Origin of the sequence: Paenibacillus sp. MSJ-34 (assembly GCF_018918005.1) — a bacterium.
Classification (GTDB): Bacteria; Bacillota; Bacilli; order Paenibacillales; family Paenibacillaceae; genus MSJ-34.
On the sequence record NZ_JAHLPR010000023.1, the window covers coordinates 16,063 to 39,057 of the forward strand.

Below are 22,995 nucleotides of genomic sequence, written 5' to 3' on the forward strand. Positions count from 1 at the left end.
AGGTGGGCTATTCGTGAATGATATATACACGGTCCTTGTCGTAGACGACGATCAAAGCATCGTCGAACTATTGCGAGACTTTTTGGAAAACGATAGATTTCAAGTGAAGACCGCTAATGATACCGCCGAAGCATTGGCCGTGTTCCAGCAACATACGATCCATTGCATCGTCCTTGACATTATGATGCCGGGACAAAACGGGTTTGAATTATGCCGGCGGATTCGGGCGGAAAGTAGCGTCCCCATCCTGTTCTTGAGCGCGCGCAGCGACGATGTGGACAAAATTCGCGGTTTGACGCTCGGCGGCGATGATTATATCGTGAAAACCGCTTCGCCCGGGGAGATTGTTGCCAGGGTGAAAGCCGTATTGCGGCGCTCGGGCTCTCAGCAGGAAACGAACAGGAACGTCTTGGATTATGGGCGGCTCAGGATCAATCTGTTCACGAGAGAGGTATTCGTCGACGGGCGTATCGTATCGCTTACGCCGAAGGAATATGAATTGCTGCGGTTGTTTGTAGAGCATCCAAGATATGTTTTTTCTTATGACCAACTGCTTGACAAATTTTGGGACGGTGTTGGCGATAAGCATACGGTTCGGGTTCATCTCAGCCGGCTGCGCGAGAAAATCGAATCCGATCCGAACCGTCCCGAGTATCTGATCAACGTATGGGGCGTGGGGTATCGCTTCGAGGGAGAATCATGATGAGAACGCTCCGTATTCGAACGGTTACGCTGCTTGGACTGGCCCTCATCCTTTCGTTGCCGTGGATATTCTATGTCTCGGCGCACTTCCTTGAAACAAAAACGCTGAGCGTTACAAATCATCCTCAAAATCCGGAGCAACAACAAAATTTGACCGAGACGATGCAATGGATAGAAAGAAATGCGAACCGCTGGACCGATCCCAGTTGGCAGGATCAATTGCGTTCCCGTTTGCGGCAAGCGGGCATAGATGCGGCGATTCTAACCGAATCGGGCCAGGAAATTTATTCATCCGACCCGGAGCGCAAACGCGCTTTGAAATCAACGGAACAGTTTTCTGTCATTCAAGACGGGAAAGTGCTGGGAAGGGTTCTCGTATTCTTGCCCAATGCCAGAACGGTTCAAATGATTGCGGCATTGGCCGGGCTTTTGTTGGCTTTTATTATTATTGGATATGAAATGCGAAGGATGTTGCTCAAGCCGCTTGAGAGGATGGGATCGGCGGCTCGCCAAATTGCGGAAGGAGAGCTCGATGTCCGGTTGCCCGAATCCCGGATCGCAGAAATTGCCGAAGTGCGCGACGGATTTGAAGTAATGGTGAAGGGACTGCAGCAATCGTTCCAGAAACAAAGGGAATTGGAAGAAGAACGACGCTTTGTCATTGCCGCTGTCGCGCATGATTTACGGACGCCTTTGTTTGCCTTGCGAGGATATTTGGACGGCCTGGAACAAGGAATTGCCCGTTCGCCGGATAAAATGGCAGCGTATTTGAAGGTATGCAAGGATAAATCTGCGCAATTGGACCGGTTGGTTGAGGATCTGTTCACCTTTACGAAGACGGAATACGCGCAGGCGGAAATCGTCGACAACGCGATTGACCTGAAACTGCTGTTACTGAGGTCGATAGAAAGCCTGAGTCCATTAGCGCAGCAAAAGCACATATCGTTGATCGCGAATCATTTGGCAGATGATTGCATAATTATGGGCGATACGCATCTATTGGAGCGTGCCATGAACAATCTATTGGATAACGCTGTCAGGCACACTCCCCCCTACGGCAAAATTTACGTCCAATGCGCTAAAGAAGGTCATAAAGCGACCTTTGCCATTCGCGATACCGGATCGGGCTTCACTTCAGAGGAACTGGAGCGCGTGTTCGAACCGTTATACCGCGGCGAAGCGTCGCGAAATCGTTCAACGGGCGGAGCCGGTTTGGGATTAACCATCTCGCGAAAAATCGTCAGACGGCATGGGGGCGAGCTGATTGCAACAAACCATGCATACGGCGGAGCGCTTCTGTCAGGTTGGATGCCTGCCGCCAAGCAAGGCGAGAACGATATTCAACCTAATTAGACTGAGCATAAATCAATATAGTCGGCTTCAAGCGTTCGGCATCTATTTAATCAGACGTAAAAAATATGCGGCGGCAGCCTGGCACTCGTTTTTGTGCCAAATCTGCCGCTGCTTGTTACGGGGGCTCGAACAATGCCAGCTTCCTGATCGGAAGGCCGCCGGCCGCCGCCTTAAGGGCAAGAATCGCTACTACAACAGTACGACATTGAACCCCGCTTCAAAGTACGCATCTGCGGCGGCTGCGGAGATCCGGTGGCGCAGGCGCAATTGTTCGATCGCTTCTCCTTCCGAATCCGGCAGTATCTCCTCTCTTCCGCTGACGATCATTCTGCGGAACGTATCTCCCCGCAAATGAACGCCTTTCTCGAATTTCTCCGCAAGATGCTGTGCGACCGTCGATTTCCCGGAAGCCATAATGCCGGTGATCAGATAAATTCCCCTTTGCTCTTGGACAACCATAGTCATCTCCCCTTTCTTTGATTCGACAAGCGGCAAATTGGCTGCTACCCTCTATTTAGAAAATTACGCACGATATGAACGGGCGACCATTCGGTGTTGGAGGCGGCTATAATCGGATACGGCGTTGGGAAAAGTTCCGCCGTAATTTCGTTTATTTCTTTTCCTTGTTTTGAAAAAGCGAGTATTTTACCCTCTATTTCTTCTAAATAATCGACTTTAAGCTGAATCCATTTTTTTGCGTCCTTTACGTATCCTGCATGACAGCAATACATATGTTCAAAATCATACGTTAGCACTTTTTTTAATGAGTCCAGTGTCGAAACGATATTCTCATCAATGTGGACAACCTTTACTTTCGGGGTTACGAATAGGTCCCCGGTGAATATGGCCCCTCTGTCGCGATTATAAAAAGACATGTGGTCTTTCGTATGCCCGGGCGTTTCGATGACTTCCCATGTATCGTTCCGGGATACGAATGATTGGCCGAGAGGTTGGGATGTAAAAACTTCAGGCTGCCCCCAAAATGCTTGACGATACATAGGTAAGCGGGCAGACCGTTCCGTAAGGTGAGTGGACATCCGATGAATAAAAGTCGGAATTTCCCGATATTGCTGTAAAGAAGCCGCATTCCCGGTATGGTCTTCATGGAAATGGGTCAGCATGATTTGGTCGAAATCGGCTTGTTCGAAAAATGGCTGAAATTGTTCATGTAATGATCGAGCCCCCGTATCGATTAACACACCATCGATATTAAAACTATACACAGTTATTGAAGTGCCGGGAACAGATATCGTACATTTTGCCATGAAAATACCGTTTACATGCAATATTTCTCCGCTTTTTTCAATCGTAAACATCCAATCACTCCTTTAATTCATAAAGAACTCGATTGTTTTCCGCCAGGAATCGGATTGACCGTAGCAATTCCCTTCCAATGTTCCGCCGCAAGTAAAAACCCCTTCCCCCATTTTCACGTTCAACGTTTCATTCAAAGGGATTGTATACGGAATGGGCAACGAATGCCCTAAATCCTCATACGCCAAAAGCTTGTAGTTATATTTATAGTTATGTTTTTCCAAAATATCCATGAGTTCAACGCATGCATCGTACGTATTCCACACATTGTCTTTGCAGCCTGCAATGAATAATAGATCCGCATGCGCATTCTCGATTTTGATTCGCGCGTCTTCTTTATTGGCGGCCCTTTCCACACTCGTCTTGTAGGTGGAAGCAAACCCGAAAGGCTTGTTCTGTTCCAGGCAAATGCGATGATGCTCGTAAAAAATATCATTGTCGACCGGAATAAAAGGCAATGACACTCCCTTATATGACCACGACGAAACAAGGTTGCCGCTCGCCAGGCCGTCCAACGCTTGAAAACAATATGCATGAGGCGCGGAAACCGCAACTTTGGAAATGACATTATAGCGTGAAGCCAGAAGCAGCGCCAATTCTCCTCCTTTGGACGTGCCATGGACATAGATTTCGCCGTTACGGGTTAACGGGTTGTTTTTCAGCCATGCAAACACCTTCTCAAAATATTCGAGAGGCACCTCCTCGAGCTTCGCAGGCAATCCTTCTTCGTTAAAATATCCGACGGTCAGTACATGAAAGCCTCTGGACGCCAGCGGTCCGGCCAGAAGCGAAAGAGCGCTCCGCTCTCCGTCCGATCCGCCCAATAGAATAATCGTATTACGATTCGTATTGTCGGTGTAGAACAACTCTCCCCGAAATTCATCGGCAACCTGTTGTCTCTTCACTTCGGGCAATAGGAACAAGCGCTCCAGGCGTACGCATTCCCGATCTTGTTCGCATTCGCACACCATATCAATCATGACGCTCCGATCGATTGAAATATGCCGGGCAATATTCGCTCCCCCGCTGCTCGTCTTGCGCAACGAAGCAATCAGGCCCATACTATCGATATAATCGTAAGTCCCGGAATCGGGTTTTTGTTTGGACAAATCGACATGGCCGTTTGAGTCCGCAATGAACCAAGCGAATGACTCATACTTTTCGCTGGCCGCCCATGGAAAATGCATGGATGCGGTAACTTTCAGCTTTCCTCCCGGCGGCAATTCCGCGACCTGAATCGCAATCTTCTCGTCGATCAACCCAATTGTCGGCGTTATATGTAATTTCATATTTGTAAACCTCCATCCTTCTCATTCTTTGCCGTTTACAAGCCTCTTTCTCCGCGTGACAAACCGCTCCAACGCCCGAGTCTGCGCCTCTTGAAACCCTTCCAAATGTTCGAATTTATAATTCACATCTTCTTTAAAAGCAACCTGTTCTTCGTCTTTCACACCATGCAATCGTTTTAATAAATCCCATAACGTTTCGAGCTGTTCTGTTGTGAAATCGTTGAACGTGTCCGCCATCAGGGTAACCGCTATCTCGCCGCATTCCATCATCGCCTTTTTGCCCGTTTCGGTAATGGTCACGTTAATGGCGCGCTTATCCCGTTTGCTTGGCATCGTAACGACGTACCCTTTTTGCTCCAGGTTGTCGATCAGCTTTTTGGCGCTTTGTTTACTCGTTTCCAACTTATTTGCAATATTAATAAGCGTTGTTTCATCCTCCGGCAAATGGGATATTGCCAGCATGATCAAGTACTGCCGCGACGTTACTTTCTCAAAATAGTTGTCTCCTTGCGTCTGCAGCTTGTTCGTCACGGAAAAAAAAGTGGCGTATATCTGCTGCATTAAATATAAGTCTTTTAGCGCTTTGGAATATTCCATCATTCGAATCGATCCTCTCTATATTGTCACCATGTTGACAATATAGACTGTAACAGACTCATGTAATTTTGTCAACATGTTTACTAATTTCATCATACCGCAGCGGCTGACGACCCGTCAGGCTTACGAAACATAAACACGCTAATAGTCTGTAAACTACCTAGTTTCTCGTGTAACGAAACTGTAACACGCTAATGAGAGGAAAGAGGCGGTAAAACCGTCGATTTTCGCTGAATAACGATGCGTACTTTCGTTAGCTTGGGAACGTCTTCATTTTGAGCCCAATAAGGATTGTCAGTTTCGTTTGCGCCATTAGGGAGCAATCTATAGAAACAAAGAACTTCTCCAACCCTGCCTTGGCCGATGCCAGACAGAATGCGAAGAAGTTCGATGTTTACGGGACGACGAACGGCTGCCCGCGAGCAGTTTGCATCGCCTGTCCTTCAAAGCTTGACAAGACGCGTATTATGCAAACGAAATCCGTTCCAGCGTTACTTCCCATGAGGATAATTTCATCTCGCCATGGAAGGCGAAGCCTCTGTTCGCGTATTGACGATCGTTTATCTTAACCAAACATTCCGAGCCGGAATATAAACCGTTCTCGGAAACATATGCCGATAATATCGTATCTCCTATCATCATAAATTTTCCGGACAAAGTTCCCAAGGCCGGATTTTCCGATGTCCATGTCGTGAATTCTGCGCGGGCCGGTATTGGATCGATGGAATATGTATTGAAAATCTTGACCGGATGCTCCGATTGCAACTCCATATATCCATCCAAAATCCATTCCTTCTCCATATGTCTAATCGTCGTCTCCGCGTAAACTTCAACTTGATTTCCTTCTTGATCGTAATAACGGCCTGTCGCCTTCCAATGGCCCTCTTCGAATAAATACGAATGTTTCAATTTCACCGCCTCCTAGCGCGTCAACGCCTTCCTCATCTCCGCGGCGTATCCTTTCGTAATCAACTGGGGGCGCGTAATCGCAGAGCCGACGACGACCGCATGGGCCCCGAGCGTCAGCATATGCGCGGCCTGAGACGGCGTACCGATTCTCCCTTCCGCAAAAACCGGAATCGTCAATCGTTCCGCCGCGCTCTTGACCAAATCGTAATCGGGTCCTTCCAACTGCGGGGAATACGCGGTATATCCCGACAACGTTGTCGATACGCAATCCGCGCCCAACGAGGCGGCGTACATCGCTTCTTCCAGCGTCGATATGTCGGCCATAACCGTTTGGCCCCGTTCCTTCATATAAGCGATCAACGACTCGAGCGTTTCCCGGTTCGGCCTTGCGCGCCGCGTCGCATCCAGAGCAATGAGATCGACTCCCGCGTCGATCAGTTCCTCAATCTCTATCCGCGTGGGCGTAATATAGACTTCGCTGTCGGCATATTCTCTCTTGACGAGCCCGATCGTCGGCAGCTTCGTCGCATGTTTGATGGTCGCGATATCTTGCGCGCCATTGGCCCGAATCGCAACCGCTCCGCCCATTTCGGCCGCTCTGGCCATCTTGGCCATCGTATCCGCCCCGTGAAGCGGTTCATGCTCCAACGCCTGGCATGAAACGATCAGCCCGTTTCTAAGCCGTTCGAATAGCGTTCGATTCACGGCCGTCCCTCCCTTTCGGCAACATGCACTTTCAGGCAGACTTCAAAGTTGCTTTTTCATGCCTGTCATCCCCAATTAGCGATATCTCTTAATAAATTCGACTGCCTTGCGAATATCGGTCTCCGGCTGATCGCCTACCTCGCGTTCGATGGTCAAATACCCACGATACCCGATGTCCGATAGCGCATGGAAATAGGCATCGAAATCGACCTTGCCCTCCCCGAGCGGCACTTCCTTGAACATTTGCCCGGAGCGGACCATCTCGGCGATTTTGCCGTGGTCCATCGGCTCGTATCCCAGCGCGCCGTATACTTCGCGCGGATCGACCTCCTTGTAGCGGACGCCGTCCTTCACATGCGTGTGGACGATATAATCCCGGAGCGTGTAGACGCCTTGCACCGGATCGTCCCCCGTCACCATCACCATATTCGCCGGATCGAAGTTGACGGCTACCCCTTTGCCGCTCAGCGTATCCAGGAACGACTTCAAATGTTCGGCCGTCTCGGGCCCGGTTTCGATCGCGAAATGGGCGTTCATGGAGTTTGCATAAAGGCTTAATTCTTCGCACGCTTTTTGCATTTCGGCGTATACTTCGTTTTCCTCATGCGGCACGATCCCGATATGCGTCGTCACGACATTCGTCCCGAGCTCCACGGCCAGATCGAGAATTCGCTTCGACTTTTCGATTTTAGACGGATTTTGTTCTTTATCCTGGAAACCGTGGCCGCCCAAATCTCCGACCAATGCGGAAACTTCCAGCCCCAAGGATTGAATATAATCCTTAAGCTCCTTGCGCGCAGCCGAACTTAACGCATCGGGATCCATTTCTCCCGCTACCGCATAAATTTGCACGCCGTCGGCCCCTATTTCTTGCGTTTTGCGCAATCCTTCCCTTATAGGCAGCCGGAAGCTGTCCACGATCACGCCGATAGGATTGGTTAATTTCATGTCTTTCCACTCTCCTTTTTGTAAACCGTCGTTATACTTCATCCCAGATGCGCCGGATATTTTCCATTCCTATTTTTATGGCGGATTTGCATTCTTCCATTCCTTCGAATTCGATCGATATATATCCGTCGTAACCGGAACGTTTCACGATGCGAATGATTTCGTACATATCGATGTCGCCATGTCCTGCGATCGCGCCGCGCAAGTAATTGCCGTACGCCGTCTTGAACCAGCCTTCGCCCGGGTTGCGGGAATCTTTCACATGCACCATCGAAGCCAGCGGAATGTTGTTCCGTACCGCGATCGACGGGTTCTCGTCGACGCAGAGGAAGTTGCCTACATCCAGCGTCGTGCGGAAATGTTCGCGATCGACTGCCCGAACGAGACGTCCCACCCTTTCGCTTGCTTGAATATAATAACCGTGGTTTTCCACGCTCGTGACGATGCCGAATTGTCCGGCATATTCCGCGACGGTACGGCATGCGCGAACCAGCGCTTCGAAATCGCGCTCGAAATCGTCGACCGATATTTCGTCCGTCGGGCGCCACGCCGCATCGTGACGCATCCGTGTCACGCCAAGCTGCCTGGCGGCATCGACATGCTTCATCACGCGCTCGATTTCGGCCGCGTATTCCGTTTCCGTACCTTTCATAAAATTGGCTCCGATTGCATAATTGGACAATTCGATGCCGGCTTCCTCCGCCGTCTGGCGAATTTGCGCCGCCAGTTCCGGCCGCTCCACGAGATCGAAGCCGATCGGAACGATCTCCACATGCTCTCCGCCGAGTTCCGCCGTCCAACGAATCATATCCAATATCGTCATGCCCTCGCGCTCCGCCGCTCCTTGCAGGCTGTAAGAGCTAACTCCCAACTTCATTGCCGGTCACTCCCTATTCGTAATATCATGCCGTCCGCCGCCGCGGTGCCATGGAATTGAATTTGCATTTCGCCCATTTGATTTCCTTGCCTTTACAAGCGAATTTCCGCGCCCCTGGCCCCGGACTCGTAAATCGCGCTCAACATTTTCATCATCTCTACGCCGTCTTCCACCGGACAGATCGTCTCTGCCCGCCCTTGGCAACAATCGATAAAATGATCGATTTCGTTCTGAAACCCGTTCGCGAAGTCGAAGGTAAGCGCATCGATTTGCGGATGGATATTAAGCATCGTGTCATGCTTTTCCGTCGCCATTGCGAGTTTCGGTTCCAATTCCGCTCCGCCCCGATCCCCGTAGAGCTTGACGGAAATATGATCTTCCTGCGCATGCAGCGCAAAGCTGACATCCACGAACAAGGAAGCGCCGTTCTCGAAGCGGATGAGCGCATTGGCCATATCCTCGACCGTATTGGGGCCGCCTGTATCGGCGGCTTTATAATACGACAGGTGCCGGATATTGCCGCGATTGCCGAGCCGCTTATACGTATTGCCCGTCACCGATTTCACCTTCGGCTTGCCCATCATATACCAGGCGATGTCAATGACATGCACGCCCAGATCGATCAGCGGGCCGCCGCCGGAACGTTCGGTATCGGCAAACCAGCCGCCGGGATTGCCCAATCTTCTCAGGCATGACGCTTTGGCGTAATAGATTTCGCCCAAATCCCCGGCATCGACAAATTGCTTGAGAACTTGCGCGTTCATGCCGAAACGCCTGACATAGCCGACCTGCAACGTTTTCCCGCTCTCCTTCGCGGCCGCTTCCACCGCCAGCGCTTCTTCCACCGTTTTGCAGAGCGGCTTCTCGCAGAGCACATGCTTCCCGGCCCGCAAAGAGGCTATGCTGATTTCCGCGTGGCTGTTATTCCAGGTGCAGACGCTGACCGCGTCGATGTCGGGATCGGCCAGCACTTGCCGGTAATCGGCATACGCTTTGCCCGCCCCATACGCTTGCGCTTTTTGCCTTGCGCGTTCTTCGTTTACGTCGCAAATCGCCGCAATCTCCGTTTCCTTGTTATTTTTGTACGCGTTCAGGTGCACGTCGGAGATGCTGCCCGCTCCGATGACGGCGATTCTAATCTTGCTCATGTGTTCTCTCCTCCTCTATTTCTATCGCGTCGCGGAAATGTTAATCCTTTCCTTTTACAAACCGGTATATCTTCTCATAGTTGGCCCTCGCTTCCGGATCGGCGCTTAGCGCCGCATCGAGGATTGCCTTGTTTCCTTGATAGTATCCGCGGAACGTCTTGCGATCGTAACCGTTCGGCTTGGCGCCTTCGAGATAGTCCAGCATGCGTTTCGCAAAGCCGGCATCCTCGTTGATCCTCTCGTCGAATTCGATTTCCACGCCCATGCCGAGCGCTTTCGCCAATTGGGCCGCGTCGTCGATTCGGGTACGGTCGCTGTCTTGGAAGAAGTGGTTCGATTGATAGGCTACGGCATCAAATCCCAGATTCTTCCAATCATGAAAATGATATCCCCGGTAACGCGGAATCCAATAATATTTCAAGCCTGCGTCATGCACGCGATCCGCGGCAAAACGGATCAATTCCGAATCGCGGGTGCCGTCCGGCGCCACTTCCTCATTCAGCCAGTAAAGTCCGCTTAATTGCAGATGGGAATACCCTTTGTCCTTCCAGCGCCGCAACGCTTCGTCAATATACCAGCCGACCGCTTTTTTCTTGTTGGCCAAGGAAGCTTCCGCCCCGACTTCCGCTGCGCTAAAGTTTTCGCCGATCCCGTCGCCGTCCACATCGCCGAAATTCGTCTGCGGCTCTGCCGGATACGGGATCATCAGCACCACGGGAAACGGCACCTGCTTCTTCCCGAGCGTGCGCGACACGTCCCGCACCGCCTCGTTAAGCTGGTCCATATCGCCGTCCGGGGCGAATGTCTTATCCAAATACCATTGCCAATCTTCGAAGGCAGACCCGTTGAAAGACATCTCGAAGGCTCTGCCTTCCGGCGAGCTCAGCCCTAAATACAGTACGCCGTCGAACAGCCAATCTTGCGGCTGTCCTTGCCGATCGACATAGCTGATATAAGGAATGATTTTCTCTTTCGTCCACTCGCCCAAACCGTCGGGGTAATGGCCGTTGTACAGCAGCACCATATCGCCAATCCCGTCCGTCGTCCGCTTGCCGGGCTCCAAATAACGCGGCTGTTCGGATTTCGCCTTATGGGCTCCCTTCACTTTCCCTTCATAGCCCCACACTTCAATTTCATCGAGAAACACCCACACATTCGTCGTAAACGTTACTTTCACATAACGGGCGTATGCCATGGACGCGTGCTTGTTGCCGCCCGGAACCCCGTCCCTGGCGCCGTCCCATTCATACGAATACGTCGGCGGGTCAGCGAGCCAGAAGGCGGACGGGGCGCCTTCATGCCGCAATGCGTTCCAGTCCTTGCCGTCGTCGGAGACGGAAATGGATGTCACGTTCGGATATTGCACCCCGCCGGACGGAGCTTGCAGGAAGTTGGCTTTAATGGCGGCGATCGAATTCGCGGCTCCCAAATCGATCGTCACTTCGCGGGTATTCCCCTTGTAAAATCCGATCCAGGCTTCGTCCTCGTAAGCGGCCGCCCCATACTTGCCGTTCGTCAGCTTTGTTCCGTCGTCGCTATATTGCGAATCGGGCGGCTGCGAGACGGAGTAAGACTTGCCCAGCGCCAAATTGCGCATCGCGCCGCGGGACTGCTCCGCTTCTTCCGCCGATGCGAGAGAGAGGTTCGCAAACAGCATAACAGCCGCCAACATGCCTGTTCCCCATTGTGCTTTCATTCGCATCCTCCTTTATTGTCCGATCATTTCTTTATAGCGATCATAAGTGCGATCTTGAATTTGCTGCAATTCGTCCAGCCCCAGCTTTTTCAACTGGCTGACGAACTCGTCGAATTTGGAGAGCGGCACTTGTCCGATAACGAACTTCGACACCATCTCGTCGATGTAAGTATTCAGCTGCGTCGTCAGTTCGCCGAACCGTTCGCTGTCTTCTTCGGAATATTTCAACGTCGGATACGGCGGACGGAAATAATCCTTTTCGATATAACTGTACATTTGGTTGAACGAATCTTCGTCCGCAATCAATTTCTCGTAATACGGATGCTGGCGGAAGCCGATCCACGCTTGGCCGCCGAAACGGAGCAATCCGTTATATATGCCGTCGGGGCTCGAGGTCACCTTGTCCGTATATTGATAATCGCCGTTCGCGTCGAGCGTGTACGTATCGCCTTCTTTGCCGAAGTTGAACAAAATCTGCCCCTCGTCGCTATTGACGTATTCGAAAATTTTCATCGTCAGGTCGACATGCTTGTTGTTGGCCGTAATGCCCCAACCTAATTGAATGACGCTTTTCTGCTGCTTATGCGTGAGCGGCTTGTCGCCTTTATTCAGGACCGGAGGAGGCGCTACCTGGTAGTCGAAGCCTTCGATTTGCTGCGCTTCCGCCTTGTTCTTGAATCCGGCGATATGTCCGATCCAATGGTTGGTGGCGCCGACCCGATTGTTCAAAAGGAGCGTGTCCAGATCGGTTTTCTGTCTTGTCATCAATTCCCGATCCAGCAAGCCTTCGCCGTACCAACGGTTCATCACTTCCAGAAACTCCTTGAAACGCGGATCGGTCGGCGTGTAGATCAGCTTCCCGTTCTCTTCCGTCCAGCGGTTGTCCCAATCCCAATTCAAACCCCAAGCGTCCAAAAATCCGATAAACCAGTGGCCTTCGGCCTCCGCGGCAAACGGAATTTCATCGTTCGGATCCCCGTTGCCGTTCGCATCCTGCTCTTTAAACGCTTTCAAAGTCGCATGCCATTCGTCGATCGTCTCCGGCATCGGCAATCCGAGCCGGTCGAGCCAATCCTGGCGAACCATCGGCCCGCTCGAAGTGCGGATGGCGGACATCATCGGCACGCCGTATATCATCCCCTCATCGTCCGAAGTTTGCATAAAGGCGTCCTTGTCGTCGATCACATGCTTCTTGATGCTCGGCGCATGCTGTTCGATCAAGTCGTTCAGCGGAATAAACGCCCCGTCCTTGCCGAATTGATTTATGTCTTTCAATTGCCCGGCCACGATGTCCGGATAATCGCCGGAAGCCATCGTAAACCGGAATTTTTCCGACATCGTGGTGTTGTCGCCGGTGATGAAGTCGAATTCGACGTTGAACTTCTCGCCGATCGTCTTCCAGGTCAGCGTATCGTTGGTATACAGCGCATCGGGCGAACGGCTGACGATAAACAACGATAATTTCGTTTTTTCCTGCGTTTCCTGTTTTGCATTGTCCCCGTTATTCCCGGTTTCCGGTGCGCTTCCCTTGTCCGTTCCGCCGCAAGCCGCCGACGTTAAGACAAGCAGCAGCGCCATCGCCCAAACGGCTATCATATTCCATCTTTGATTCATTTGCTTACCCCTCCCTTTCATGTTTGCAAGCCAAGTTCCGAATGCCGCCGTCATTGCTAGCTCTTGATCACGCCGATCATCACCCCTTTCACAAAATGCTTTTGCAGATACGGATAGATGAGAATGATCGGCAACGATGTGACGATAATGGCCGCATATTGGATCGTAAGGGGCAGCACGCCCGAATCGAGCAACAGCGCTTGCTTCATTTCCTTGTCGAAGGCGCTGTTGCGGATAATCCGCATCAAGATGACCTGCATCGGCATCAGCTTTTCATTGTTCAGGAAGATCGATTCCCAGAAGAACGAATTCCATTTTCCGATCGCGTAATACAATCCAAGCGCCGCGAATACCGGCTTGGACAACGGAACGATAATTTGAAACAAGATCCGCAATTCGCTCGCCCCGTCGATTTTGGCGGACTCTTTCAGTTCTGTCGGCAAACTGCTGAAATAGGTGCGCATGATAATGACGTAAAACGTGGATACCGCGCCATACAGCAAAATTCCGATTCGCGTATCGAGCAGCCCCATATTGCGCACTACCAGATAGAAAGGGATTAACCCCCCGCTGAACCAAAGCGTAATCGCCAGAAAAATCGTGGCCGGCCCGCGCATTTTCCATTCCCGGCACGACAAAGGGTAGGCGGCAAGCGCGGTAAACAGCAAACTGATCAAGGTACCTGCCACGGTATATAAAATGGTATTGAAATACGCCAGCGCGATGCCGTCATAATTCAAAACCGTTTTGTATGCCGCCAGATTGAACCCTTTGGGCCAGAAAAACACTTCGTTCTTCATGACCGGACCTGTCTCGCTTAACGAAACGACGATAATATAATAGAACGGATACAAGGTGACAAAGCAAACGAACGCGATAAAAGCGTATATCGCAATATTGAAACTAACATCCGCCCAGTCTCTTTTGCGTACAACGGTTGCCATAACATTTCTCCTCTCACGATTACCACAAGGAAGTTTCATTCACTTTGCGGCTGATCCAGTTCGCGGCATAGACGAGAACGAATCCGACGACCCCTTGGAAAAATCCGACCGCCGTGGCGAATCCGTAGTTGAAATCGATCAACCCTTTGCGGTATACATAGGTGTTGAGCACATCCGCCGTTTCATAGATCGTCGGATTGTACAGCAGGATGATCTTCTGGAAATCCGCTCCCAGCATGCTGCCAAGGTTGAGAATGAACATAATGACGATCGTCGGCATTATTCCCGGCAAGGTCACGTATCGAAGCTGGTTGAAGCGATTCGCTCCGTCGATGCGGGCCGCTTCATACAGCTCCGGACTGATGCCGGACAAGGCGGCAAAATAGATAATGGCGCTGAAGCCGGCGCTTTGCCAAATGCCGAGCGTCGTATACACCGTGCGGAACCAGCCCGGCTCTTGGAAGAAATGGATGGCGTCCACGCCCAATCTTTCCAGAAACGCATTAATGACTCCTGTTGTCGGCGACAAAAACGTGAGCGCAATGCCGGCGACAACGACCGTGGAAATGAAATAAGGCAAATAACTGATCGTTTGCGTAATTCGTTTGAAAACGACATTGCGAATTTCGTTAAAGCAGAGCGCCAGCAAGATCGGAATGGGGAACCCGAATACGAGCCCGTATACGTTCAGCAATATCGTGTTGCGCATCAGGCGCGGGAAGAACGGGTCTTTGAAAAACGCGATAAAATGTTTGAGCCCGACCCAATCGCTGCCTGCGATTCCTTTGACAATGTTGTATTTCTGAAACGAAATGATCAATCCGTACATCGGCCAATAAGCGAACAGCGCATACCAGATCAACGCGGGTATAAACATAATGTACAGCCATTTGTTCGACAACAGATCTTTGGCCCATGAGCCGGACCTTTGGCGGTTCGTTCCACCCAATTGCTTCGCCTCCCTAGAAGTAATGTTAGACGACGAGTCAGCCTGCTTCTGTCTGCGTCGATTTGCAGTAGACGCCATAGGTCTTCCACGGCGCAAATCCCAATTTTCGATAAAAGTCGGGAATGCCGGTCCAATCGATAGCGAGATGGCGGATCCCGTTGTCGTATTGATAGCGGATCGCCGCCTGCACGAGCGCAAGCCCGTAGCCGCGGTTGCGGCAATCCGGGTCTACGCCGAGCGGCCCGATCCCTCCCAGTTCCTCCCGAAACAGCGGCGCCCAATACGTGTTCTGCGCGATGACCGGAGAAGCGGCGTCATTGATCCGGCAAAATCCGACGATCTCCCCTTCGCGCTCCAATACGACGAATTCTCTTCCCGTGCCGCCGTATTCGAAATATTTGACGGCCTCATACAACCATCGGCCGGGAAAACATCGCTCTAAAAAAGCGAGAAAATCCTCCTTCCGCTCCGGCGAAAGCAACACACAGCTCGCGCCGTCCCGGAAAGAAGGAAAGTCTGGCGGATGCTCCGTCATCATATTGCGGTACACGTCGTATACGTCGTTCTGATACTTGTAACCCCTTCGTTCCAGCCAGCTTGCCGCTTGGGCGTCGCCTTTCGGAACCCCGGGGAAGTAATGCCACGGATCCCCGCCGATATGGATTTGGCGGACGCCGTATTGCCGCAGCGCCTGCTCCGCCGCTCCCAGCAGCCGGCTCCCGATGCCTTGCCCGCGCCAGGCGGTGCCGACGAGCAGGACGGAGATCCACCCCATTCCCTCGCCCAACCGCAGCGGCTCGATCTGCTCCCGCCATATCTTCGAGACGACAAATCCGGCTACGCTCTGCCCGTCGTCGGCAAGCGCGGCCCATGAACCGGCTTCAACCACGTTGGCGTCGCGGATGCTGTTCTGGCGGAACAACGCTTCGCGAATCGGAAATTCGCCGCCGATTTCGCGGTTCCATAACTCGCATAGGGGCCGAATCGTATGTTCATTGATCGGTACTAATTTCATTGCGTCCTTCCTCCATTCGCCGGTCATCGTATCGCTTTGTTTCGCTCGTCTTCACCGGCGCTTTATTCATTGTAAAAAAAATAACCTCCCGCGGCGGCTGCAGATCGTCTTTGTTTCGTGCACTTTCGTCGCGGCTTCCTGGCCGTTTGGACGAAAGTGCACGTTTCGGAGACGAAATTGCACCGATTCGCACCGACTTTCCGGACCTCGCCCATCGTTCTATTGGAAAACGTACAATAACAATGCCTGGTTTATGGCGCGAATGGAAGTTCGATTGGAAAAAGTCCAATGGAATCCCGCATTTTTTCTTTTTCTCAACATATTTCGAAGATTCTGTTGGATAGATTCCAATGAGAAGGCCGCATTCGTGCCCACAACAAAGAAACCGTTGGATACAATCCAACGGCCATCAAGCCTTTTCGGCATCTATTCATATTCGCCCCTTAGTTCCTGCTCGATCTCGTTCAATATTTGCGCGCCTCCTTGCGCCATCCATTCCACGACGAATCGGTCGAAAGCTTCGATCGGCTCTTCGCCCAGCACGATTTTGAAGAACGTTTCGTTTTCAAGCTTTTGCAGTTTCGCCCACTTCTTCTCCATTGTCGGGGTCGACGCAGTGAACAACGGCTTCATTTCGTGGAATGTACGCTTGAGCGCGGCGCCCGAATAACGATAGGCATGGGAAGGCGCCCAATCGCCCGCGTTCGCCCCGGGGTTCGCTTGATCGCGCAAGTAACGCTCGTAAATCGACCGCATCTCTTGGGACAATTGCTGCGGCGCCGTCTCGCCCCGAATCGACCGCATCAAAGCGTCGTGTTTGCGGCTGACGGCATCCCGATATTCGACCGACAGCATCAACGGAAACATCTCGATATACGTGACGTCGAGCTGCAAATCGTCCTCCGTCGGTTCGCGGCCGAAACGGGTTTGTAAATTCAAATTGACGATCAGCGCTTCCGGATGCTTGAACCCTTTCTTCACGACATGAAAATTGCCGCTCATCGGAACCATCGTCGCATGATATTTTCCGTCGTTGCCGGCAATGGCATAAGGCCTCCAATCCGCAGCGGGATCGTTCTGGACCGCTTCGCCGATCTCCCACGGAGCCCACCACGGCGCGAAGAAGACGCCTGTCTGTCCGCGATTCACCAGTTCGAACGGATTTTTGCGCAGCGCGAAATCTTGATCGATCAAACCTTCGGCATACCATTTCCGGACTTGCGCCAAAGCTTGCTTCGCCTCCGGCGTCGTTGAGCCGTACACGAGCTTGCCCTCCGCATCCCGATGCCAAATATTCGGGTAAGCGCCGAATGCGTTGAACACCGCTTTGAAATCATGGGCCTCGGTATACCCGCCCGATGTGATCGCTTTGCTGTTGCCGGTCATTCCGATCGTATCCGCAATTCCGTTGCGGTCCGGATCCCGTTCGATGAACGCTTGCGCAATCGCCGCCACGTCCTCAAGCGTTCTCGGTTCCGGCAGCTTCAATCGGTCAAGCCAGTCTTTGCGAACCCAGACGAGCGGATAGGAATCCGCCTTCGGCAATATATTCGGGATTGCCATTAATTTGCCGTTATATGTCGCGTTGTCCAACGCTTCTCCACGCGTCGCGCCGTATATTTCCTTCAGTAGCGGCGAGGCGTACTTATCGTACACTTCCGTCAAATCTTCAAGCAAGTCGTCTTTCGCCATCATGCGGAACGTTTTTTCGTCCACGATCATCGCATCCGGCAAATCGTCGCTGGCCAGCGCCAAATTGAATTTTTGATCGTAGTCGTTGCCCGAAGCGTACCACAATATTTTAAATTTTACATTCGTCTTATCATAGAGATATCTAGTAAACAAATTGTCTTCGATCGTATCGCCGGGCGGCAGCTTCAAATCGGGTCTGACCGATTTGACCATGGTCACTTCGACCGGCTCCGGCAACCGGAACGGATCGATAACGTCCGTTTCGGCGTCTTGACGATGCAATCCGTCCTTGTCGGCCGCCGTTTCGGCGATTGGCAAGCAAGCGGGCAGCGCCGCCAGAAGCATCATCGACAACAGCAGCGGCAGCGCTTTGCGTATCGGCATCGCGTTTCCCTCCCTTTCCCGTCGCTGGCGCAAAATTGCGCATCCGAAGCATCCGAGGCTCAGTTCATGTTCAAACCGTTCTTATAGATATCGAATTTTTTGCGATATTCGCTTGGCAACATTCCCGTCACGGCTTTGAACACTTTGCAAAAATATTTTTCGTTCGGATATCCCGACTTCGCGGCAATCCAGTAGATCGGTTTTCTCGTTTGTTCCAGCATCGTTCTGGCATAGGAAATGCGGATTTCCCGGAGATGCTCTTGAAAGGTTTTACCGGTAAAATCTTTAATGCAGCGAGCAAAATAGCTGCGGCTCATATTCGCCTCTTTGGCCACAAGCGATAATGTCAGTTCATGGTCAAACTTGCTGTTCATATAATCGAGCGCCTTGCGGACGCAGGCGAGCAGTTCGTCCGAATCGGCGCCGGAAGCCGATTCCGGCGGAATATTGGCCGGCAGACCGGCAACGGGCGCGTTCCGCGGCGACTTCTCGTCGATTCTTGTGCGGATCCGGGCCAGCACCTCGTCCATCTGTTCGTGTTCCAGTTCGGTTTTCGTAATATAGTCGATCGCGCCCAAGCGCAACGATTCTTGAATCAGCTCGAAATCTTGATGGAATGTTAATACGACGGTATGCATATGCGGATATAGCTTCTTAACCTCGCGAAACAATTCGATTCCCGACATCAGCGGCATCGCCAGGTCGGTAATGAGTACGTCCATTCGCTCCCCGGTCAGCAGTTCCAGCGCCTTCTTGCCGCTTCCGGCTTCGCCGGCGACCTCGAAGCCGTATTTATTCCACGGCATCATGCCGATGAATCCTTTGCGCACGAGATGATCGTCGTCAACGACTAAAACCTTGTACATCCTGCTTACCTCCCTCATTCGTCGGCAACCGCACCATGACGGTCGTCCCTTGCCCGGGCGCGCTCTCGATTTGAAGGCCCGCCCGTTCTCCGAAATGAAATTGCAGCGTACGGATCACGTACTGCAATCCGATTCCTAATCCGAACGATTTATGATCGTCCGATTCCCCGTCCAGCAGCCGTTCGATTTCTTTCTCCGTCATGCCCTGTCCGTTATCCTTGATGCGGATCATGACGCCGTTTTCGCCGTCTTCCTTGACCGATACCTCGATTAAACCGTTCTCGTCGTCAAGCCCGTGAAACAAGGCGTTTTCCACGATCGGCTGAAGTATAAATTTCGGCACAGGGCGCTGCAGCACGGTTTCATCCGCATAAATCCGCAGATCGAATTGGAAGTTGTAACGTACGCCTTGCAGCATAATATATTGGCGGATCGCCTCCAATTCGTCCTTGATCAACGCTTCTCCCCGTTTGCTCAAGTTATAATGAAGCACTTTATTTAGCGTGGAGATCAGATGATCGATTTCTTTCTCTCCCTTGGCCCGCGCCAGCCACCGGATCGTATCGAGCGTATTGTGCAGGAAATGCGGGTTGATCTGGTGCATCAGCCGCTCCATTTCCAGTTCCGCTCTCCGCTTCTCCTTCCGTTCTACTTCGCCGATCAATTCGGAAATTCGCTGCCGCATTTTCGTAAACTCGTTATGAATCGTATCGAATTCCAAATTGTTCGACCAACGGGAGGGCGCCGTCAGATTATTTCTGCGGACGGCGCGGATGTCCAAATATAAATTGCGCAAAGGGCGATATAGCGTGCGCCATATAATGACGGCGAATAAGCAGCCGACGGCCAAAGACAATGTGCCGAGCAAGGCGAATTGCTTCTCCCAACGATCGATTTCCGCGTCGTATGCCGCCTGGGGAACCGCCGCCACGATGTTCCATGTCGGGCTTTGGCGGTCCCGGAACAAATAGAAACCGTTTACAAGCGTTTTATCCTCCGATAATCCGTCGAGCAAGCTTCCAACGGGAAAATGCCGTTCGTCCTCGCTATAGGTAACGACTCCGTTTCCGTCGAGAATCAAATGATATGTATTGCTGTTCAACGGATCGTTCTTAATGATCGTTTCCGCCAATCGAAAACTCGTTTCAATATAAAGATATAAGGTATCGCTCTCGGGCAACTCTACCTTCCGTTTCACCGAGAATACCTGGCTGCCGTCCAAAGGATTTAACGACGTATGCGGCCCGTAATAAGTGATTTTGCTCGTTTTCATCAGGACGGGCAATCCGTCGATATCGAACGGTTCTTGCACTCTGTAATTTTCGAATAAATACCGATTCGTGCCTTCGATATAGTAGAAAGTCAGCCCCAGCGTCGGGTTGGTAAAATTGATCAGGCTCAACTCGCTGACGATTTCGTCATGCAGCGCTTTCTTCTCGTATGAATCGGCCAAAAAATACCGCTCCAAATTTTTCCCTACCCTCCCGTCAAACGCAAGCTGCTGGGAAACGTGATTCAATTGGCTTAACGTATTTTCGAGCGAGAAACGAACCTGGTTCAAATGGCTGCGGACGCCCCGTTCGGCCTTGTTGTCCAAGATCGAGGATAACGAAACGTAAGAAATGCTTCCGACTAGAATAAGCGGCATCAAAGCGGTCATAAATAAGCTGATCATCAACCGGTGTTTCAGCGAATATGGCTTAAAGTAGCGCCTGCTTCCGCGGATTCGATTTCCGGGCAACTTCACGGGCTTCAAGTCAGTCATCCCCTGTCTGCGTTCTTATAACCGTTAAAGCGTTTACAAACGTGCGAAAAAGAAGGATACGATTCGTATTCCTCCCACAATTCAATAGTTACAGGGTAACCTATTACGTAAGGTTCCGCAACTACTTCTGTCACCGGAAACATTTGATTCGCCGGTTTGTTTCGATTAGCCTCATATATATTCTTCGTCCAGTGTCTTCGTTTCGAACACATTCGCTTCGCGAAAATTAACGTCGATGCGCAACTGATTCGCAAAACCGCGATCGATGTTCCCTAACTCGAACAGATTCTGTATCGCGTTCCGTTCCGCTTGGATCGCCTTCAACTCGAGATCTCTTCGTTGCGCATTCAACAGCCCTTTCGACCGGGTCCATAAGCGATCGTTCTCGAGATGCAGTTCCATGCCCCGATAATCCGCGATAATCGCCCGCACGGTTTCCCGATTGCGCTCCGTCTCCAACTGTTTCATTCGTTCTATCGCCGCGCGGGCCGCCTCGAGCTTAAGCTCCTTATAAATATTCCATTCCGGATGCGACGGGTCCATCTTCCTTTTTTGCCTCCGCCCCTTCAATCCATGCCATAAAGCCGACCATGCCGCCATCAACCATATTTTGATGCGATACCGGCTTGACAGCAATAGCTCTACCTTGTCAAGAGACCGTTGGAAACGATCTGCAAATTCGGGAGAGATGCGCCCGTCTCGAAGCCATCGCTCGCCGACGCTTCTTTCCGCGCTCAGCGCCTCCATGCGAAGACCCACCGCCGATCTCCACGCTTTTCCGATGTCCGAATGGCCCTTCAATTTCGACAAATGGATTCGTCTCGAATATTCGGACAGCAAGTCCATCGCTTCTTGCTTGTTCTCGTCGCTCATTTCCTCGCGTATGGCCGCTAATCCGGCTTCCAGCACTTGAATGCGGGCATTGCGCTCTACTTCCTCCCGGTTATCCGAATGGATTCCCAACCCGCGGGTGAGCAGCGGCAGCATGACGCTGGCGATAACGAGCGTCAGCAAAATGACGCCCGCGCATATAAAAAGAATGAGATTTCGTTCGGGGAACGGCTGATTGTCCGCAAGCGTCATCGGAATCGAGAACGCCGCCGCAAGCGTCAAGGCGCCGCGAACGCCGGAGAGCGCCGTTAACAGCGAAGGTTTAAACCGGCGGTTAGCCGCCCATACCCAACAAAAGCGCAATAGGATAAGAACGCCGGTAATAGCGACAATATAACCGATCACTTGGCCGTTATTATACGACGGGTCCCGCCATATTTGATCGATGACTCCCGGAACTTCCAATCCAAGCAATAGAAAGACGAGACCGTTCAGCGTATACAGAATAATCGACCACGTGCTGTCCGATACGACGCGCAGCCGAATCGAAGCGGACTTCATCCGATCCCGCTCGACCGCATGCGTGACTCCCGCCGCAACGACGGCCAATATGCCCGATACGTGAAGCTCTTCCGCAATCAAATAAATGATAAACGGCGTCAAAATAATAATGAGCATATGAAGCGTAGTATCCTCCATCCCGAGCCGGCGGAGCAGCGACCTGAGCCAAATGACGAAAAAACCGAGCAATGCGCCCGCGATCAGGCCGCCGGCGGCGATAACGATGAAGCTTCCGATCGCCTTCGGGAGCGAGAAATAACCGGTAACGGTCGCGGCGATCGCAAAGTTAAACGCCACAAGGCCGGAAGCGTCGTTCATTAATGCTTCGCCTTCGAGCAAATGCATAATTTTCCCCGGCAGATTGGCTCGGCCGGATAACGAACCGACGGCAACGGCGTCGGTCGGCGAAAGAATCGCCGCTAAGGCAAAGGCCGCCGATAGCGGGATTGCCGGAATAAGCCAGTGAATAAACGGCCCTGCAAGAAGAACGGTAGCAAAGACGAGTCCAAGCGCCAAGAGAAGAATGGGGGTTCGCAGCTTCCATAGCTCCTCGCGCGGCGTCAGTTTCCCGTCGTTAAACAACAGCGGCGCGATGAACAAGACGAGGAACAGCTCCGGGTTTAGCGGCACATGATACAATCCGGGCATATACGCCGCTGCGACGCCAAGCGCGATTTGGATGAGCGGCACCGGAATAAACGGCAGGAAGCGGTTGATGACATTGGAGATGCCGATAAGCGCCAGAAACATGAGGACCATAAGAAAGATTTCCACGCGGGATCCAGCTCCTTTATAGGGATCAATAAGCAAGACGGACGGCAAACGGTACGGTAAAA

The 22,995-nt window shown here is 51.9% G+C and carries 19 protein-coding genes and 1 pseudogene; 2 read left to right on the forward strand and 18 right to left on the reverse strand.

The genetic code is table 11. The annotated features are described in order from the left end of the window. Positions 1 to 13 precede the first annotated feature (13 nt). Together KQI79_RS12930 and KQI79_RS12935 are read left to right on the forward strand one after the other, a co-directional pair. Positions 14 to 703 (forward strand): response regulator transcription factor, encoded by a 690-nt coding sequence (locus KQI79_RS12930; protein WP_216538660.1) that lies wholly within the window; start codon positions 14 to 16, stop codon positions 701 to 703. Beyond that, entirely contained in the window at positions 703 to 2,055 is a 1,353-nt protein-coding gene (locus tag KQI79_RS12935; protein ID WP_216538721.1) for a sensor histidine kinase, read from the forward strand. Before KQI79_RS12930 ends, KQI79_RS12935 begins: the two co-directional genes overlap by 1 nt. A gap of 195 nt (positions 2,056 to 2,250) precedes the next feature. Here the strand turns inward: KQI79_RS12935 and KQI79_RS12940 are convergent. From KQI79_RS12940 to KQI79_RS13025, 18 genes and pseudogenes are all read right to left on the reverse strand, one after another. After that, positions 2,251 to 2,514 (reverse strand): annotated as a pseudogene (locus tag KQI79_RS12940) (AAA family ATPase); the annotation flags it as partial. Positions 2,515 to 2,558: 44 nt separating this feature from the next. Then, a complete protein-coding gene (locus tag KQI79_RS12945; RefSeq protein ID WP_216538662.1) occupies positions 2,559 to 3,371 on the reverse strand; it encodes an MBL fold metallo-hydrolase in 813 nt (270 codons plus the stop codon). 12 nt (positions 3,372 to 3,383) lie between these two features. After that, positions 3,384 to 4,658, reverse strand: a complete 1,275-nt coding sequence (locus KQI79_RS12950; RefSeq protein WP_216538663.1) for an acyl-CoA thioesterase/bile acid-CoA:amino acid N-acyltransferase family protein — start codon at positions 4,656 to 4,658, stop codon at positions 3,384 to 3,386. A 21-nt stretch (positions 4,659 to 4,679) separates the two neighbouring features. After that, positions 4,680 to 5,255 (reverse strand): MarR family winged helix-turn-helix transcriptional regulator, encoded by a 576-nt coding sequence (locus KQI79_RS12955; RefSeq protein WP_216538722.1) that lies wholly within the window; start codon positions 5,253 to 5,255, stop codon positions 4,680 to 4,682. Positions 5,256 to 5,720: 465 nt separating this feature from the next. After that, a complete protein-coding gene (locus KQI79_RS12960) occupies positions 5,721 to 6,164 on the reverse strand; it encodes a hypothetical protein (RefSeq protein WP_216538664.1) in 444 nt (147 codons plus the stop codon). A gap of 12 nt (positions 6,165 to 6,176) precedes the next feature. Further along, entirely contained in the window at positions 6,177 to 6,869 is a 693-nt protein-coding gene (locus KQI79_RS12965; protein WP_216538665.1) for an N-acetylmannosamine-6-phosphate 2-epimerase, read from the reverse strand. 75 nt (positions 6,870 to 6,944) lie between these two features. Next, positions 6,945 to 7,817, reverse strand: coding sequence for a sugar phosphate isomerase/epimerase family protein (locus KQI79_RS12970; protein ID WP_216538666.1), 873 nt, complete (start codon positions 7,815 to 7,817; stop codon positions 6,945 to 6,947). 31 nt (positions 7,818 to 7,848) lie between these two features. Beyond that, positions 7,849 to 8,694 carry a sugar phosphate isomerase/epimerase family protein gene (locus KQI79_RS12975; RefSeq protein WP_216538667.1) on the reverse strand — a complete coding sequence of 282 codons (846 nt, stop codon included), beginning with the start codon at positions 8,692 to 8,694 and terminating at the stop codon, positions 7,849 to 7,851. Between the two features lie 92 nt (positions 8,695 to 8,786). Next, positions 8,787 to 9,842 (reverse strand): Gfo/Idh/MocA family protein, encoded by a 1,056-nt coding sequence (locus KQI79_RS12980; RefSeq protein ID WP_216538668.1) that lies wholly within the window; start codon positions 9,840 to 9,842, stop codon positions 8,787 to 8,789. A 40-nt stretch (positions 9,843 to 9,882) separates the two neighbouring features. After that, a complete protein-coding gene (locus KQI79_RS12985) occupies positions 9,883 to 11,538 on the reverse strand; it encodes a DUF4855 domain-containing protein (RefSeq protein ID WP_216538669.1) in 1,656 nt (551 codons plus the stop codon). Between the two features lie 12 nt (positions 11,539 to 11,550). Further along, positions 11,551 to 13,152, reverse strand: a complete 1,602-nt coding sequence (locus tag KQI79_RS12990; RefSeq protein WP_216538670.1) for an extracellular solute-binding protein — start codon at positions 13,150 to 13,152, stop codon at positions 11,551 to 11,553. Between the two features lie 56 nt (positions 13,153 to 13,208). Then, complete coding sequence (locus KQI79_RS12995; RefSeq protein ID WP_216538671.1) at positions 13,209 to 14,096, reverse strand: carbohydrate ABC transporter permease; 888 nt, start codon at positions 14,094 to 14,096, stop codon at positions 13,209 to 13,211. 19 nt (positions 14,097 to 14,115) lie between these two features. Next, positions 14,116 to 14,973, reverse strand: coding sequence for an ABC transporter permease (locus KQI79_RS13000; protein ID WP_253298131.1), 858 nt, complete (start codon positions 14,971 to 14,973; stop codon positions 14,116 to 14,118). A 109-nt stretch (positions 14,974 to 15,082) separates the two neighbouring features. Continuing rightward, on the reverse strand, positions 15,083 to 16,060 hold the full coding sequence (locus KQI79_RS13005) for a GNAT family N-acetyltransferase (protein ID WP_216538673.1): 978 nt from the start codon (positions 16,058 to 16,060) through the stop codon (positions 15,083 to 15,085). Positions 16,061 to 16,486: 426 nt separating this feature from the next. Continuing rightward, positions 16,487 to 18,136: an extracellular solute-binding protein gene (locus tag KQI79_RS13010; protein ID WP_216538674.1), complete on the reverse strand. Its 1,650-nt coding sequence runs from the start codon at positions 18,134 to 18,136 to the stop codon at positions 16,487 to 16,489. A 59-nt stretch (positions 18,137 to 18,195) separates the two neighbouring features. Beyond that, a complete protein-coding gene (locus KQI79_RS13015) occupies positions 18,196 to 19,002 on the reverse strand; it encodes a response regulator transcription factor (protein WP_216538675.1) in 807 nt (268 codons plus the stop codon). Then, the gene (locus tag KQI79_RS13020) at positions 18,980 to 20,749 is read right to left on the reverse strand and encodes a sensor histidine kinase (RefSeq protein WP_230191634.1); all 1,770 of its coding nucleotides are present in this window, start codon (positions 20,747 to 20,749) and stop codon (positions 18,980 to 18,982) included. The genes KQI79_RS13015 and KQI79_RS13020 overlap by 23 nt, the downstream gene beginning before the upstream one ends. A 189-nt stretch (positions 20,750 to 20,938) precedes the next feature. Further along, a complete protein-coding gene (locus KQI79_RS13025) occupies positions 20,939 to 22,933 on the reverse strand; it encodes a Na+/H+ antiporter (RefSeq protein WP_216538677.1) in 1,995 nt (664 codons plus the stop codon). Positions 22,934 to 22,995: the final 62 nt, after the last annotated feature.